Consider the following 17,003-nt stretch of genomic DNA (forward strand, 5'->3'; position numbering starts at 1 on the left):
GATTGAAATCAGACAAGAATTCGCAATCAGCTCGCATCGCGCATCTGTTCGGCGGTTTCCAGATCGACCGATACCAGTTGCGAGACCCCCTGCTCCGCCATGGTCACGCCGAACAGACGGTTCATGCGAGCCATGGTGATCGGATTGTGGGTGATCAGGATGAAGCGCGTTTCGGTGGACGCGGCCATCTCGTCCATCAGGTTGCAGAAGCGCTCGACATTGTGGTCGTCGAGCGGGGCGTCGACCTCGTCGAGCACGCAGATCGGCGCGGGATTGGTCAGGAACACCGCGAAAATCAGCGCCATCGCGGTCAGCGCCTGCTCGCCGCCGGAAAGCAGCGTCATGGTCTGCGGTTTCTTGCCCGGCGGCCGCGCCAGAATTTCCAGGCCGGCATTGAGCGGATCATCGGATTCGATCAGCTGCAATTCCGCCGTGCCGCCGCCGAACAGATGCGTGAACAGACGCCGGAACTGGTCGTTGACGACATCGAAGGCCTTGAGCAGGCGCTCCCTGCCCTCCTTGTTGAGATTCTGGATGGCCACGCGCAGCTTGTTGATCGCCTCGATGACATCCTCACGCTCGACCACGATCGTCTCAAGGCGCTCCGCCAGTTCCTTCTGCTCCTCCTCGGCGCGCAGGTTCACGGCGCCGAGCCGCTCGCGCTCGATCTTCAACCGCTCCAGCCTGCGGTCCACCTGATCAGGGTCCGGTAGCGCCTCGCTCGGCTCCAGGCCGCTTTGCCTGATTGCCTCGTGCGGGGCGCAGTTCAGAGCCTCGCGGATCCGGCCTTCCGCATCCGTGCGCCGCTCTTTCGCGGCGGTCAGGCGTTCTTCGGCGCGGCCGCGCTGTTCGCGGCACTGTGACAGGGCCTCGACCGCCTTTGCGGCGGCCTGATCGGCCTGACGCTGGGTTTCCTCGGCGGTAACGAGAATGTCGGCGGCTTCCTTGCGCTGCTCTTCGGCCTTTGAAAGCTCGTTCATCAGGGCGCGACGCTGGCGGTCGATCTCGTCCGGCGCGTCGGCGATCTTGAGCGCCTCGGCCTCGGCCTCCTCAAGACGCTGCCTGAGCGTGGTGATGTGTCCTTCGGCGCTGCTTGCCCTTTCCGTCCAGCTGTCGCGCTCATTACCGATGGCCTTGAGACGCCGCTCGCGGGCTTCGTTCTCGCGCCGCAGCCCCTCGAAGCCGGCGCGCGCTTCCGCCAACCCCGCCCGGTCGGTGGCGACCTCCGCCGTCAGGCGCTGCAGGCTTTCCTCCAGGGCCCCGATCTGCGGTGCCGCGGCCAGCGCGATTTCAGCCTCTTGCAACTGGGTGGCCGCTTCTTCGGCCTGCGCCGTCAATTGCTTCTGCGATTCAGTCAATACCGCACGGCGGCTGGCAAATTCACCGGAGGATTTTTCGGCCGCCGCATGGGCTTCGCGTGCCAGCGTCTGGGCGCGCTGGGCCTCGCGCAAGGTCTCGCGCGTCTCGCGCAGCAGCGCCTCACGGGATTTGAGTTCTTCCTCGGTCTTCTTGAGGTTTTCCTCGGCCAGCCGCAGCACCTTGGTTGCGCTGACGGCCTCGTCATCAAGCTCGGCAAGGCGGTTCTTCTGCTCCAGGCGCTGCGCGGCCGCCGTCGGCGCGTCCGCTCCGGCCGTGAACCCGTCCCAGCGCCACAGCGCGCCCTCGCGGCTGACCAGTCGCTGGCCGGGCCGCAGCGAGGATCGCAGGGCATCGCCCTCTTCCTGTGTTGCGACGATGCCGACCTGCGCAAGGCGTCGGGCGAGCGCAGGCGGCGCGGCAACGTATTCGGACAGCGCATTGATTCCGCCCGGCAGTTGCGGGTCATCCGCAAGCGCTTCGATCAGGCGCCAGTGCGCCGGCGCCGCCGGATCGTCGGGCTGGTCGAGATCATCGCCAAGAGCGGCACCGAGAGCCGCCTCGAAGCCGCGATCGACCTTCATCCGCTCGACCACCGGCGGAAACAGATCATTGCCGCCGCCGGAATTGAGGATTTTCGAGATCGTCCGCGACTCTGTCTCGATGCGGTTCAGATTGGAGCGCGCCTCCTGGACAGGCTGGCGCAGGGCAACCTCGTTGCGCCGCTCGGCCTCGATCGCCTCCTCGATCTCGACAAGACCGGCCTCGAGCCTGGCGACCGCCTGCTCGGCCATCTCGACAGCGGCCTTCTTTTCGCTGGGGTCCGGAAGTCCCGATATCTTCCCGGCAATCTCGGACAGCTCCGCCTGGCCGTCCGCCATCTGCCGGTCGAGGCGCGTGCGGCGTTCACCCGCTTCGCGGATGGTGCGTTCGAGCTGGCTGCGCGCGGCCGCGGCTTCGGCGCGTTCGGCCGTCGCGGCGCCAAGCGCCGCCTCGCTTTCCTTCAGTTTCGCCTCGGCTTCGGTAAAGGCAGCCTCGGCGGCGTCGGCGCGGGAGCCTGCATCCGCCAGCGCGCCCGTCAGTTCCTTTTCTTCGGTATCCAGCCGCTCCAGAATGCCGGCATTGTCGGCAATCAGGCGCTGTTCGCGGGCAATATCGTCCTTGAGCTGTGCCAGGCGTTGCTCGACCTCGGCCTTGCGTCCGGCAATGCGTTGCGCCTCTTCCTCGATCTGGCCGCGAGCGATCTGCAGCCGTTGCAGTGCGGCGGCGGCCTTTGCCTCGAGATCCCTCAAGGCAGGCAGTTTCTGCGCCGAAATCGCCTGCTGCTTTGCCGCTTCCATCTGATCCTGCGCCCGCTCGGCCACCTCTGCGGTTGCCTTGGACAGCGCGGATTCGGCCTCGCCTTCGGCTGTCTTGGCCTCGGTCCAGCGGATATGCAGCAAAGTCGCCTCTGCCTTGCGGATGTCTTCGGACAGCGTCTTGAAACGGTTGGCCTGGCGCGACTGGCGCTTCAGGCTCTCGATCTGGCTTTCCAGCTCCGAGGTCACGTCGTCCAGGCGCTCAAGATTGGTTTCCGCCGCCCGCAAGCGCAGCTCCGCCTCGTGGCGGCGCGAATGCAGCCCGGAAATGCCGGCGGCCTCTTCCAGAAGCTGGCGGCGGGCCTGCGGCTTTGCCTGTATCAATTCACCGATGCGGCCCTGTCCCACCATCGAGGGCGAGCGCGCGCCCGTCGAGGCGTCGGCGAACAGCAATTGCACGTCCTTGGCGCGCGCTTCCTTGCCGTTGATGCGGTAAACGGAGCCTGATTCGCGTTCGATTCGCCGCGAAACCTGCACCTCGTCGCTGTCATTGAAGGCCGGCGGTGCGGTGCGGTCGTGGTTGTCCAGGAACAGGCCGACTTCGGCGGTGTTGCGCGCCGGGCGGTTGCCGGAACCGGAGAAAATCACGTCGTCCATGCCGGAGGCGCGCATGTTCTTGTAGGAGTTCTCGCCCATGACCCAGCGCATGGCCTCGACGAGGTTGGACTTGCCGCACCCGTTCGGACCGACAACACCTGTCAGCCCGTTTTCAATAACGAATTCAGTCGGTTCGACGAAAGACTTGAAACCCAGAAGCCGCAGTTTGGTGAACTTCATATCATGTCACCCTGCGGCCAATTCCGGGTGGCCGCGCGCCGCGAAAAAACGCTGCGCGCCGCGCCCGATCACCTTTTCCGGTTGATCGGGGCTAAAGCAGGCTATCGATGAGTGCCGACATGCTTTCAACCGACATGTTCCCCGGATACCGCTTCCCGTTGATCAGGAATGTCGGCGTCGAATTCACCCCAAATTCCTCCGCCGCCTTTCTCCTGACTGCATTCACATCGTCCACAAGCTTCTGGTTCGTCAAGCAGGCCTCAAAGGACTCTTGTGTAAAACCGGCAAGTTTGGAGATGTTGAACAGCGCCGCGGCAGCGTCTTCGGCGCGGGCCCAGTTCGCCTGCTGCTGCATCAGGACGTCGACCATGGGGAAGAATTTGCCGTCCGGCGCACAGCGGGCAAGCATGATTGCGGCCGTGGCGCGCGGGTCGAACGGAAACTCCCTGACAATGAACTGGACCTTGCCGGTGTCGACATAGTCGGTGACGATCTGCTTGAAGGTGTCGTTGTGGAAATTGGCGCAGTGCGGACAGGTCAGAGACATGTACTCGACGATCTTAACCGGTGCATCCGGGTCGCCGAGATACATCTCTTCCATGGGCCCCGGCTTCATGACTTCTTCCATATCGACATCGCCGGACGCGCGTGGCAGTTCCACGGCGGCGGTCGTCACAGGGTCGATCCCGGCCTCGGCCGTCGTTGCCGCGTTATCGGCTTCGGATATGCGTGTCGTGTCCTGGCCACTGTCGCTGCATGCCGCGACGAGGGCAACCAGCGCCACACCGGCGACCAGTTTGGACATTGTGCGGGTGGCGGACTTCGTGGACTGGAGCATTCGGACGGCCTTTCTCGGAATCCTGCAATTGTCGGTTTTCTGCTGCTTGTTAGTTATCGCCACTATTGTGGCAGAACAACCATTTTAGGGCATCCGGCTTCACAACCATGTTACCCGCTGTTGCGGGTCTTTCCCAACACGCCCCTGCCGAGGCGAGCCAGCGCGTCGCGCAGCTTGTCGCTTTCAATACCGGAGACGAGATCGTCCAGACGCTGCTGGCGGTCAGGAGGAAGTTGGCGCACCGGCCTGGCGCGCGGCCTTTGGTCGGAAACGGGCTTCTGCACGATCTTGATGCGGTCGATCGCCGGAAAACCGAAAACGCTGTTGAGCCGCTGGATGAGCTGATCCTGTGTGTGCACCAGGAACAACGCGCGCGCGCCTTCGCAGGCGATTGTCAGCGTACCGGGCACGAAGGAATCATCGCCTGCCGTGCGTCGCGGCCATTTGATCTTTTCCGGGCGGGTGCAATCAGCGAAATCCGGACCCGCAATCTCGTCCCACATGCCGAGAAGCATGGTGTTCATGCCCGCACGCCTAGCGAGCACGGGATCGAGCATGCCATTGGCGATTTCGCTGATTTGTACAATGCCCTTGCGGTCTGCCATGGACTGCCGCTGCCCTGTGAATTGATCCGCTTATCGTCGCGCCGGAACTTGCCACGCCGCCGCTGAAGCTTACAACTCCATGGGGATTGCCGCAACGCCCGCAGGAGACCATGGCGAACAGCAATATCACGGTCGCTTTGCTGCAATGGTACGATGCGAACCACAGGATCTTCCCCTGGCGCGTTTCGCCGGCGGACCGTGCGCGCGGCGTCGCCCCCTTGCCCTATCATGTCTGGCTGTCGGAGATCATGCTGCAGCAGACCACCGTGCAGGCTGTGCGCCCGTATTTCCTGGCTTTTGTCGAACGCTGGCCGGACGTGCATGCGCTGGCGGCGGCCGACAATGAGGATGTCATGAAGGCCTGGGCGGGGCTCGGATATTATTCCCGCGCCCGCAACCTGAAAAAATGCGCCGAACAGATCGTATCGGACCACAATGGCTACTTTCCGGACAATGTCGCCGACCTCAAGGCCCTGCCCGGCATCGGCGACTATACGGCCGCCGCAATCGCGGCGATCGCGTTCAACCGACCTGCCGCAGTCGTGGACGGCAACATCGAGCGTGTCGTGGCGCGTCTCTTCGCGATCTCCACGCCGCTGCCCGCAGCCAAAGCGCCGATCAGGGAGCAAATGTCCCGCCTGACGCCGCAGGACCGGCCGGGCGATTTCGCGCAGGCGATGATGGATCTCGGCGCGATCATCTGCACACCGAAACGTCCGGCCTGCGGCCTTTGCCCGCTGAACGCGGACTGCGCAGTCGCCGGCCGGGACGACGCGGAAGCCTTTCCGGTCAAGCCGGCGAAGGCAAAGCGACCGGTGCGCCGGGGCACCGCCTTCGTGGCGGTCGCAAGCGACGGTTCCATCCTGCTGCGCAAACGCGCAGAAAGCGGCCTTTTGGGCGGTATGACGGAAGTGCCCGGCAGTGCCTGGACAGCGCGCAAGGATGGAGAACTGGGCGCACAGGCGGCGCCCTTTGACGGCGATTGGAAGGAGGCCGGCACCATCCGGCATATCTTTACCCATTTCGAGTTGCGGCTCGACGTTTACAGGGCCGACTTTACGGACAGACCACCTCTCGAAGGCGGCTGGTGGTCGGCGCAAGCGACGCTTTCCGGCGAAGCCCTGCCGACTGTCATGAAAAAGGCAATTGCCGCGGCTATTGAAACGGCACCTGAGACGAATCTCTCCCGAAAAGGACTTCTGCTTTGACGCAACCGACGATCAATCACGTTGTTTTCGATATCGGGCGGGTGCTGCTGCACTACGATCCGCAAATCCCGTTCAGCCGCATCATCCCCGACGAACACGACCGGCGCTGGTTTTTCGAGAACGTGTGCACCCACGACTGGAATATCGAGCAGGATCGCGGGCGCGGCTGGCAGGAGGCCGAACAGCTGCTGATCGAGATCCATCCCGATCACGCGGAGAATATCCGCGCTTTCAGGAGCAACTGGCATGAGATGGTGCCGCATGCCTATGAGGGCAGCGTCGAAATCATGCGCGGTCTCATGGAGGGCGGGCACGATGTGACCATGCTGACGAATTTCGCGTCGGACACGTTTCGCGAGGTTCAGGAGCGGTTCGATTTTCTCAATGAAACCCGCGGCGTAACCGTGTCAGGCGATATCGGGGTCATCAAGCCCCAGCGCGAGATTTACGACAGCCATGTGGCCAGCTTTGCGCTCGAACCGGCAGAAACGCTTTTCATCGATGACAGCCCGGCCAATGTCGAGGGCGCCCGGGCGGCGGGATGGCATGCCGTGCATTTCACGGGCGCAGACCAACTCGCATCCGACCTCGAGAAACTCGGCGTAAATTACTGAAAATACTTTTCTTTACTGGCCCCTCAGTCAAACACCGGCACGCGCCATCTCGTCGCGGACGATGCGGCGGAGGGCATCGATCGGCTGCAGTTCGCCGGTCTTTTCGAAGTGCCAGAATGTCCATCCATTGCAGGCATCGAGCCCCTGCAGCTTGGCGCCCAGGCGATGGATCGAACCGGATTCATCGCCGCTGGCCAGCGTTCCGTCGGCCCGCACAATGGCGCTGTGACGCCGCTTGGCGCAATGGAGGCGTGTGCCCGGCTTCAGCAGCCCGGCATCGATCAGGATATTGAAGGCGACACGCGGCTCGGCCTTCTTGCCGGTCATGACCGTCAGTTCCGCCTTGCCGAGCGGCTCGATGCGTTCAATACGCTCGGAAGCGGCGTCGATATAGTCCTGCTCGCGCTCGATGCCGATGTAATGCCGTCCAAGGCGCTTGGCCACCGCACCCGTCGTTCCCGAGCCGAAGAACGGATCGAGCACCGTGTCGCCGGGCTTGCTTGAGGACATCAGAACACGTGCCAGCAGGGCTTCCGGCTTCTGGGTCGGGTGGACCTTCTTGCCATCGGCGCCCTTCAGGCGTTCGGAGCCGCTGCAGATCGGGAAAAGCCAGTCCGAGCGCATCTGGACGTCTTCGTTCGCCGCCTTCATGGCTTCGTAATTGAAGGTGTATCCCTTGGCATTCTGGCCGAGACTGGCCCAGATCATGGTTTCATGCGCGTTCTGAAAGCGCCGACCCCGGAAATTCGGCATCGGGTTGGTCTTGCGCCAGACAATGTCGTTGAGGATCCAGAAATTCAGATCCTGCAGCACCGTGCCGACACGAAAAATATTGTGGTAGGAGCCGATCACCCAGATCGTTCCCATGGGCTTGAGAACGCGACGGCAAGCCAGCAGCCAGGCGCGGGTGAAGGCATCATAGGCCTGAAAAGAATCGAACTGGTCCCAGGCATCGTCGACGGCGTCCACTTTCGAATGGTCCGGACGGTGCAGATCGCCGCCGAGCTGCAAATTGTAGGGAGGATCGGCAAAGATCACGTCGACCGACTGTTCCGGAAGCGCTTCCAGCGCCGCGACACAGTCCCCCCTGATGATGGTGTCGGTCAGTGCGGAAGCGTGCGAATGCGGCGCACGTTGGATGTCGGCAAGGGACAGAACAGACATGGGATACCCGAATACGCTTACTCAAAAACTCGGGCCATGGTTGCGCAATATGGTTATCAAATCGAAAACGCGGCACGATTTAGGGCGCCGACATTGTGCCGCTGACGTCCATGGTGTATCAGCGCGGCCATTCTCACTTATTGCAGGGACTCTTCATGGCGGGCTTCGACCTCATTATTTTCGATTGCGATGGCGTTCTGGTCGATTCGGAGATCATCGCCGCGCAACTTGAGGCCAAGCTGCTGACCGAGGCCGGCTATCCGATCGAAGCGGGCGAGCTTGCCGAACGATTTGCCGGCATGGACTGGAAAACCATTCTTCTGACGGTCGAGAAGGAAGCCGGCCTGCTGCTGCAGGCAAGCCTGCTCGACCGGTCCGAGAAGATGCTGGATCAGAAGCTTGCCAGATCGGTGAAAGGAATCGGTGGTGCGCGCGAAGCCGTGGCGCGCATCGGTCTGCCCCGCTGTATCTGCTCGAACTCCAAGCCGCACCGCATCGAGGCGATGCTGAAACGCGCCGGCTATCTCGATCTGTTCGCACCGAACATATTTTCCGCGCTTGACCTCGGCGAGAAACGCCCGAAGCCGGCTCCGGACGTGTTCAACCATGCGGCCGACCGTATGAAGGCGGATCCCGCGCGGACCATCGTCCTGGAAGATTCCGTCCATGGCATCGAGGGCGCGCGCGCCGCCGGCATGCGCGTGGTCGGCTTCACCGGCGCTTCCCATACCTATCCCTCACATGCCGACAGGCTGACGGAAGCCGGCGCGGAAACCGTGATCAATCGCCTCGCCGACCTGCCGCCGGTCGTCGAAGCGTTGTCCGGCTGGTCGGAATTCGCGTGAATCCGTTACCGGTTCGTCAGGCCGAGCCGTCGAACAGCAAAGCCACATAAGCCGCGAACAGAGACAGATGCACCGCGCCCAACAGCGCGTGGGCACGACGGCTGATGAAGGTGACAAGGCTGACGGCGAGTGTGGCGGCCAGCATGACGATCTCCGTCGGCTCAAGCCCCAGTTCGACCGGCTCATTGATGATCCAGCCGATGACGAGCACGGTCGGAATGGTCAACCCCATCGTCGAGAGCGACGAACCAAGACAGATATTCACCGAGCGCTGGAGCTGCTTTCTTCTGGCTGAACGGATCGCGCTGAGCGCCTCCGGGGTCAGGATCAGCGCGGCGATCAGAAAACCGCCAAAGGCCAGCGGCGCGCCGAGCACGCCGATGCCGAAATCGACATAGACCGCCAGTTGCTTTGAAAGAAGGACGATCGGAAGCAAAGCCGCGATCAGGCCGGCCGAATGAAACGGTATGGACCTGACATGGTCGCCATGGTGGTCGTCATCATCCGCTTCCGCGCCGGCCGCTGTCGAAACACGATGCTTGAAGATGTCGCTGTGGGTGATTGTCTGCACCGCGAGGAATATGCCGTACAACAGCACCGACATGACGATCAGAAACGCCGCCATCAGAACCGAAAGCTGCCCGCCGGGCGCCGATTGCGTATAACTCGGCAAGACCAGCCCGAGCAGCGCGAATGGCATGAGCACCGCCAGATAAGCGTTTGCGCCCTGGAGATTGTATTCCTGCAGCCGGTGCTTCAGGCCGCCGAAAACCAGGCTGAGCCCGACGAGCCCGTTGAGGACGATCATGATGATCGAGAACATGGTGTCGCGTGCGAGAGCTGGCTTGTCGGCTCCGGCGATCATGATCGCCGCGATCAGCGCCACCTCGATGCCGATGACCGACAGCGTCAGGATCAGCGTGCCGTAGGGCTCGCCGAGAATGACCGCAAGGCACTCGGCATGACGAACAACGCTGAAGGCCGCCCACAGCATGACGCAGAACAGAATGACCAGCAGCAGCATCGACGTGGCGGGACCGACAATTTCAGGGGTCAGCGTGCCACCGAAAAGGTAGAAGAAGATCAGCGCGACAATCGCCACGACCGTCGCGGCTTCCTTGCGGTAGACTGCCATTCCTCACCGTCGATCAATAATCGTGGGGCCGGATTGTCGCACAATCATGGACGTTTAACCAACTGAACGGCGATGAACCGGGTGAGGATGTCAGCCCTGTTCGTAAGGTCCCTCATCGAAACCGACGAAGATCCTCACCGACCTCGAGGCGTTGATCGGTATGTTCACGTCCGGATCGGTAAACAGGAACTGGGTGGTCGGCGCCCCGGAAGGCAGGGTCGTCTCGAATTGCGCCAACTCGGAATAGATGACCTTGTTGGTTCCCTTCTCGACGACGGCAACCCTGATCGGCATCTTGATCGGACCGGCCTTGCCGGCCGGTCCGGCCGCGGCGCGGCCGGCGGCAACCACCTGGATCGTCATCTGGTCGCCGGTCACGCTGCACTGGCGCGTCGTGTTGGCAATGGCCGCCTGGTAGAGAACCTGCGAAGGATCATCCTCACCGCCACGGGCGTACTTCCTGAAATAGGCGGTTCCCTCGCGCAGCTCGATCTTCGGGCATGTGCCCTGAACCACCTTCGAACCGGTCGACTGGTCCACGGCGCCGCCCGGCTGGCCGCCACTGCCGCCCTGGCCGAGATTGAGCCCGCTTACGCCGGAAGAATTACAGCCGGCGACCAGCGCAGCTAGCGCCGCCATCATTATCAGACGAACCAGATTATCAGATGCCACTTCCCGTCCCTCTCAATCCAAATGACCCGACACGCTAGGAGCGAAGCTGGACCATATTGTGATCACCAGGCCTACGCTCTTTAACGAGTCCTGACGATGTTCTATACCAGCGGATTATTTCATCACAACACCATCCGCAAGGCTGCGGGTGAAAGCTCACAGGAACAGACAGTTGCAATACATCTCGACAAGAGGTGAAGCCCCCTCCCTCGGCTTCAGCGATGCACTCCTGGCGGGCCTTGCCCGCGACGGCGGTCTGTATGTGCCGGCGCAATGGCCACAGTTTTCCAAACGGGACATTCGCGCCATGCGCGGAAAATCCTATCAGGATATCGCCTTCACCGTGCTGCAGCCCTTCGTCGACGGCGAGATACCGGACGATCAGTTCCGCGCCATGATCGACGCCGCCTACGGCACATTCCGTCACCCGGCGGTCGTTCCTCTGGTGCAAACAGGCGCCAACAGCTTCATTATGGAACTCTTCCACGGACCGACTCTCGCCTTCAAGGATGTCGCCATGCAGCTGCTGGCGCGCCTGATGGATCATGTGCTGCGCGAGCGCGGACAAAGGGCGACGATCGTCGGCGCCACATCCGGCGACACCGGCGGCGCGGCGATTGACGCCTTCGCCGGACGCGACAATACCGACATCTTCATCCTGTTCCCGCACGGGCGCGTATCGCCTGTTCAGCAGCGTCAGATGACGACATCCGATGCGGGAAATGTGCGCGCCTTGGCGATCGAAGGAAATTTCGACGACTGCCAGAACCTCGTCAAGGCGATGTTCAATGACATGTCGTTTCGCGACCGGGTCCGGTTGTCGGGCGTCAACTCGATCAACTGGGCTCGCATCATGGCCCAGATCGTCTACTATTTCACAAGCGCCATTGCGCTCGGAGCGCCGGACCGCAAGGTCTCGTTCACCGTGCCGACCGGCAATTTCGGGGATATCTTCGCCGGATACTGCGCCAAGCGCATGGGGCTGCCCGTGGCAAAGCTCGTTGTCGCGACCAATGAAAACGACATCCTGGCGCGCACGCTGCGCAGCGGGCGCTACGAGATGCGCCCGGTCGTGCCGACGACTTCGCCTTCGATGGATATCGCGATCTCGTCGAACTTCGAGCGACTGCTGTTCGACGCCTTCGATCGCGATGCAGACGCGGTGCGCCAGTGCATGAGCGGGCTCAGGCAGTCGGGCGCGTTCACGATCGATCCCGATGCGCTGAAAGCGATCAAGAAGGAATTCGGCGCCGGCAAGGCGACGCAGCGGCAGGCCGCCGCGGCGATCAAGGACATGCTCGAACAAGCCGGTTACCTGCTCGACCCGCATACCGCTTCCGGCGTGCATGTATCACGCAGGTTTGAAAAGCCCCGCGCGCCCATGGTGACGCTGGCGACGGCCCATCCGGCCAAGTTCCCCGGCGCAGTAAAATCGGCGAGCGGCATTGACCCGGCCCTTCCATCGTGGCTTTCTGATCTGATGCATCGGGAGGAGACCTATGAAAGACTGCAGCCGGATCTCGAGGAGGTCGAGACCTACATTGCCCGAAATGCGCGCGCTGCAGCATAGTACCGGAACAAAAAATGAGCGTTGAGTGTACCCGTCTTGCAAGCGGGTTGACGGTTGTAACGGAGACCATGCCCCACCTTGAGAGCGTTGCTCTCGGCGTGTGGATCAAATCAGGCTCACGGGACGAGACGGCAGGCGAACACGGTATCGCGCACCTGCTGGAACACATGGCCTTCAAGGGCACAGCCAGACGGTCTGCGAGGCAGATCGCGGAAGAGATCGAAAATGTCGGCGGCGAGGTGAACGCCGCGACGTCGGTCGAGACCACGTCCTACTACGCACGTATCCTGAAGGACCACGTTCCGCTCGCGATCGATATCCTGGCCGACATCCTGACGAACTCCGTGATGGACGAAACCGAACTGCACCGCGAGAAGCACGTCATCCTGCAGGAGATCGGGGCGGCGATGGACACGCCCGACGATGTCGTGTTCGACAAGTTCTCCTCGACCGCATTCCGCGACCAGACCATCGGCCGGTCCATCCTCGGCACGCCCGAGACTGTGCAGTCCTTCACACCGGACCAGATCCGCAAATACCTCAACCGCAACTATACCGCCGACAAGATGATCATCGTGGCGGCCGGGGCCGTCGATCATGCGGAACTCGTTCGGCTGGTGGAAGAAGGCTTTGCCGGCATTCCCGCCTCGCCCGACGTGATGCCGGAGGAACCGGTGGCGCGCTACACGGGCGGCGAATACCGCGAGAAACGCGACCTGATGGACGTGCAATTGCTCATCGGCTTCGAGGGACGCCCCTATCACGCGCGTGATTTCTATGCATCGCAGATCCTCGCCAATGTGCTCGGCGGCGGTATGTCGTCACGCCTTTTCCAGGAGGTGCGCGAACATCGCGGCCTTTGCTATTCGGTTTACGCGCTGCACTGGGGTTTCTCCGACACCGGCGTCTTCGGCATCCACGCGGCAACCGGCGAGGAAGACATTCCGGAGCTTGTCCCGGTTATCCTGAACGAATTGCGCAAGGTGGCCGATCGGGTCGATGAATCGGAAATCGAACGGGCGCGCGCGCAATTCCGGGCCGGCCTTTTGATGGCGCACGAAAGCCCTGCCGCGCGTGCCAGCCAGATTGCCCGGCAGATGCTGCTTTACGGGCGCCCCATTCCGAACGACGAACTGATGGAGCGGCTGGGCAATATCACCCCGCAGCGCCTGACCGATCTGTCGGGCCGGCTGTTCTTCGACACGCCGGTGACACTGTCTGCCGTCGGACCGCTGGACAAGCTGATGGATCTTGAAGAGATCGGAGCCGGCCTGGCAACCGGACGCATGCGTCGGGCCGCCATCGGATAATCGCCGTGTCGCCGCTTCGTTTCCTGCCAAGGCGCGGAGCTGCGCTGCGTATTGACGGCGACGGGGTCTACCTTCGTTTCCCTTCCAGGCGGGACTATGCCATGTGGTCGCATGTGCGTGGATCAAGCCGGCGTTTTCTGGAGCCCTGGGAGCCGCTCTGGTCGCATGACGACCTGACACGCCAAGCCTTCAATCGGCGTATTGACCGCTACGAACAGGATTACCGCGAAGGCAGGGCCGTTGCGTTGTTCCTGTTCCTGTCGGACAGCGACCAGCTGGTCGGCGGCCTGAACATCGGAAACATCAGGCGGGCCGCAGCGCAAAGCTGCATGATCGGCTATTGGATGTCAGAGGAAAACGCCGGAAAAGGCCTCATGCTCGCGGGATTGCGAGCGGCAATTCCGTATATCTTTGAAAGGTTGCAGTTGCACCGGATAGAAGCTGCTTGTATTCCGGAGAACAAACGTTCAGTCAGGCTCCTTGAAAAGGCCAATTTTCAGTATGAAGGCTATTTGCGAGGTTATCTTAAGATCAATGGCAAATGGCGTGATCATCACATGTATGCGTTGCTTGCCGACGATCCGGCGCTGGATGGCCCTGCAACGGCTAAAACAAAAGAAAATACCGGGTCATAGTTAGCACCATGCGTTGTCAGCCTCGCCAGTCACCAGCAGTTTTGCGCAGCCTCGCGGTTACGGCCTGCGCACTGCTCGCGCTGCTGCTTTCGGCCCTGGCGGCATTCTCTGCCGAAACCGTCAAAATATCCCGCGACGACACGGCGCTCGACCTGACTGCGACGACCGATGTCCATACCGACCGCGGCAACGCTTTCCAGACATCGACCGCGCCCGACACGGACGGAATCGTGCGGCGCATCGAGGTGCGCGCGAGCTCAGTTCGGCACAGCGGCGACTGGGCCGAATTCTCGCTCGCCAACGTCTCGGACGAGCAGCTCGACAGGTTGATCGTCGCGCCACATTTCCGACTCGCCAATTCCGGCCTTTTCTGGCCCGACCTCGGCTCGGAGCGGATCGTCTCGATCACGCCCAGCGAGGGCTTTGCACTCGATCGGGTCCCGAGCGACGAGGCGGATGTGTTCCACATCACCCTCAACCCCGGCGCCATCATTACCTTTGTCGCTGAGCTGTCGTCCCCGGACCTGCCGCAGCTCTATCTCTGGGAGCCGGAGGCCTACAAGGATACCGTCAACTCCTTCACCCTCTACAAGGGCATTGTGCTGGGTATCGCCGGCCTGCTGGCCGTGTTTCTCACCATCCTGTTCGTGGTCAAGGGCACCTCCGTCCTGCCGGCGACGGCGGCGCTTGCCTGGGCGGTGCTTGCCTATATCTGCGTCGATTTCGGCTTCCTGTCGCAGCTCGTCCAGACAACGCCGACCGACGAGCGCATCTGGCGCGCCGGCACGGAAATCACGCTTGCAGCCGGCCTTGTGATCTTTCTCTTCACCTATCTCAACCTCAATCGCTGGCATACCAATCTGAGTTTCGCGACCCTTGCCTGGATCGTCGGTCTCGGCATCCTTTCGGCCTTCGCCGTCTACGATCCGGTGATCGCGACGGGTATTGCCCGCTTCTCCTTTGCCGCGACCGTCATCGCGGGAACCGGTCTGATTGCCTATCTCGGCCTCAACCGCTTCGACCGCGCCATCATGCTGATCCCCACCTGGGTGCTGATCATCTGCTGGCTGTTCGGCGCATGGCTTACCGTATCCGGACAGCTCTCCAACGACATCGTCCAGCCGGCACTCGGCGGCGGGCTGGTGCTGATCGTGCTCCTGATCGGCTTTACGGTCATGCAGCACGCCTTTGCCGGCGGCGGTGCGCAACAGGGGCTGTTCAGCGATCTCGAACGCCAGTCGCTGGCGCTGACGGGCTCCGGCGACATTGTCTGGGACTGGGACGTCTCGCGCGACCGCATCGTCACGATGCCGGATGTCAGCCGGCAGCTCGGCCTGTCGCCGGGCAGTCTGTTCGGACCGGCGCGCAACTGGCTGCCGCGCATTCACCCGGACGACCGCGACCGCTTCCGCACGACACTCGACGTTGTCCTTGAACACCGGCGCGGCCGGCTCAATCACCAGTTCCGCATCCGCGCCGAGGATGGCCATTACCACTGGCTGGCGCTGCGCGCCCGTCCGGTGGTCGGCTCGGATGGCGAGGTGATCCGCTGCGTGGGCACGCTGATCGACGTGACCGAGCAGAAAAGCTCCGAGGAGCGGCTCCTCCACGACGCGGTTCACGACAATCTCACGGGCCTTCCGAACCGCGAGCTTTTCGTCGACCGGCTCGATGCCATCATCGCTCTTGCAAACGCCGAAGAGACGGTGCGGCCGACGATCTTCGCCATCGATATCGACCGGTTCAAGCAGGTCAATGACGAGCTCGGCATTTCCGCGGGCGACACCATCCTCCTGACGATCGCCCGCCGGCTCAAGCGCCTTTTGAAACCGCAAGACACGCTGGCCCGCATCAGCGGCGACCAGTTCGGCCTCATTCTCCTTTCGGAACAGGAGCCGCCCAAGGTTGCGGCCTTCTCCGAAAGCATCGCCAAGGCGATCATGGTGCCGATCAATTTCGGCCAGAAGGAAATCATCCTGACGGCTTCGATCGGCCTCGTCACCTGGGTCGACGACATGGCCTCGCCGCTGGAACTCGTCAAGGACGCCGAGCTTGCCATGTATCAGGCCAAGCGTGTCGGCGGGAACAGGATCGAACCCTACCGCCCGGCATTCCGCGCCGCCGGCGCCGACAAGCTGCAGATCGAATCCGACCTCAGGCGGGCGCTGGAACGCAATGAACTGACGATGGTGTACCAGCCGATCGTCGACATAGAGAGCGCCGAGATCGCCGGCTTCGAGGCACTGATGCGCTGGGATCATCCGCGCAAGGGCAACATTCCGCCGTCGGAGTTCATTCCGGTCGCTGAAAGCTCAGACCTGATCGTCGAGCTGGGCATGTATGCGCTGCAGCAGGCTTGCGAGGACATCGCGTCCTGGTACCGGGCGCTCGGCCAGATCCCGATCTTCATGTCGGTCAATCTGTCGAGCGCGCAACTTCTGCGCAACGATCTCTACAACGATATCCGCTCGGTGCTGACAAAGACCGGCTGCAAGCCGCCGATGCTCAAGCTGGAACTGACGGAATCGGTCGTCATGCACAATCCGGAACAGGCCGCGCGGGTGCTGGCGCGCCTGAAGGATCTCGGGCTGCAACTGGCGCTCGACGATTTCGGAACCGGGCATTCCTCGCTGTCCTATCTCACGCGCTTCCCGTTCGACACGATCAAGATCGACCAGTCGCTGGTGCGCGCTACGAACGAGAAACAGCTCGTGCTCCTGCGTTCCATCGTCGCGATGGCGCGCGATCTCGAGATGAATATCGTTGCCGAAGGCATCGAGACGGAAGAGGACGCGGAGGAACTGGCGGAGCTGGGCTGCGACTATGCACAGAGCTTTCTGTTCGGGCCGCCCATCGGAGCGAATTCCGTTCTCAAGCTGCTGCGTGAGCATTTTCCGGTCATGTAGACCGCTTTCA

Annotated in this window: 13 protein-coding genes; 7 read left to right on the forward strand and 6 right to left on the reverse strand. The window is 62.3% G+C overall.

Annotation, left to right across the window (positions count from 1 at the left end; all coding sequences use genetic code 11):
• Positions 1-26 precede the first annotated feature (26 nt).
• The 3 genes from smc to OOZ53_RS05515 all read right to left on the reverse strand — a co-directional run bounded on the left by smc (position 27) and on the right by OOZ53_RS05515 (position 4,934).
• Entirely contained in the window at positions 27-3,491 is a 3,465-nt protein-coding gene (gene smc, locus OOZ53_RS05505) for a chromosome segregation protein SMC (protein ID WP_271088335.1), read from the reverse strand.
• Between the two features lie 91 nt (positions 3,492-3,582).
• Positions 3,583-4,329, reverse strand: a complete 747-nt coding sequence (locus OOZ53_RS05510) for a DsbA family protein (protein ID WP_271088336.1) — start codon at positions 4,327-4,329, stop codon at positions 3,583-3,585.
• Between the two features lie 110 nt (positions 4,330-4,439).
• Complete coding sequence (locus OOZ53_RS05515; RefSeq protein WP_271088337.1) at positions 4,440-4,934, reverse strand: DUF721 domain-containing protein; 495 nt, start codon at positions 4,932-4,934, stop codon at positions 4,440-4,442.
• A gap of 110 nt (positions 4,935-5,044) precedes the next feature.
• Here OOZ53_RS05515 and mutY point away from each other — a divergent pair, with 110 nt between their 5' ends.
• Positions 5,045-6,142, forward strand: a complete 1,098-nt coding sequence (mutY, locus tag OOZ53_RS05520) for an A/G-specific adenine glycosylase (RefSeq protein ID WP_271088338.1) — start codon at positions 5,045-5,047, stop codon at positions 6,140-6,142.
• Positions 6,139-6,756: an HAD family hydrolase gene (locus OOZ53_RS05525; RefSeq protein ID WP_271088339.1), complete on the forward strand. Its 618-nt coding sequence runs from the start codon at positions 6,139-6,141 to the stop codon at positions 6,754-6,756. The genes mutY and OOZ53_RS05525 overlap by 4 nt, the downstream gene beginning before the upstream one ends.
• 27 nt (positions 6,757-6,783) lie before the next feature.
• On the opposite strand, the gene OOZ53_RS05530 is transcribed toward OOZ53_RS05525, so the two are convergent.
• On the reverse strand, positions 6,784-7,920 hold the full coding sequence (locus OOZ53_RS05530) for a site-specific DNA-methyltransferase (RefSeq protein WP_271088340.1): 1,137 nt from the start codon (positions 7,918-7,920) through the stop codon (positions 6,784-6,786).
• Between the two features lie 155 nt (positions 7,921-8,075).
• On the opposite strand from OOZ53_RS05530, the gene OOZ53_RS05535 reads away from it, so the two are divergent.
• The gene (locus OOZ53_RS05535) at positions 8,076-8,765 is read left to right on the forward strand and encodes an HAD family hydrolase (RefSeq protein WP_271088341.1); all 690 of its coding nucleotides are present in this window, start codon (positions 8,076-8,078) and stop codon (positions 8,763-8,765) included.
• A 16-nt stretch (positions 8,766-8,781) separates the two neighbouring features.
• Here the strand turns inward: OOZ53_RS05535 and OOZ53_RS05540 are convergent, their stop codons facing one another.
• Both OOZ53_RS05540 and OOZ53_RS05545 read right to left on the reverse strand, forming a co-directional pair.
• A complete protein-coding gene (locus OOZ53_RS05540) occupies positions 8,782-9,900 on the reverse strand; it encodes a calcium:cation antiporter (RefSeq protein ID WP_271088342.1) in 1,119 nt (372 codons plus the stop codon).
• Positions 9,901-9,990: 90 nt separating this feature from the next.
• On the reverse strand, positions 9,991-10,572 hold the full coding sequence (locus OOZ53_RS05545) for a hypothetical protein (protein WP_271088343.1): 582 nt from the start codon (positions 10,570-10,572) through the stop codon (positions 9,991-9,993).
• A gap of 172 nt (positions 10,573-10,744) precedes the next feature.
• Here OOZ53_RS05545 and thrC point away from each other — a divergent pair, with 172 nt between their 5' ends.
• The 4 genes from thrC to OOZ53_RS05565 are packed head-to-tail and all read left to right on the forward strand — an operon-like array spanning position 10,745 to position 16,993.
• The gene (gene thrC / locus OOZ53_RS05550) at positions 10,745-12,142 is read left to right on the forward strand and encodes a threonine synthase (RefSeq protein WP_271088344.1); all 1,398 of its coding nucleotides are present in this window, start codon (positions 10,745-10,747) and stop codon (positions 12,140-12,142) included.
• A 14-nt stretch (positions 12,143-12,156) separates the two neighbouring features.
• Positions 12,157-13,452, forward strand: a complete 1,296-nt coding sequence (locus OOZ53_RS05555; protein WP_271088345.1) for a M16 family metallopeptidase — start codon at positions 12,157-12,159, stop codon at positions 13,450-13,452.
• Entirely contained in the window at positions 13,452-14,087 is a 636-nt protein-coding gene (locus OOZ53_RS05560; RefSeq protein WP_271088739.1) for a GNAT family N-acetyltransferase, read from the forward strand. The genes OOZ53_RS05555 and OOZ53_RS05560 overlap by 1 nt, the downstream gene beginning before the upstream one ends.
• Before the next feature lie 8 nt (positions 14,088-14,095).
• Complete coding sequence (locus tag OOZ53_RS05565; RefSeq protein WP_271088346.1) at positions 14,096-16,993, forward strand: EAL domain-containing protein; 2,898 nt, start codon at positions 14,096-14,098, stop codon at positions 16,991-16,993.
• The last annotated feature ends 10 nt before the right edge of the window (positions 16,994-17,003 follow it).

Source organism: Allohoeflea poritis (assembly GCF_027889715.1).
GTDB classification, from domain to species: Bacteria; Pseudomonadota; Alphaproteobacteria; order Rhizobiales; family Rhizobiaceae; genus Hoeflea_A; species Hoeflea_A poritis.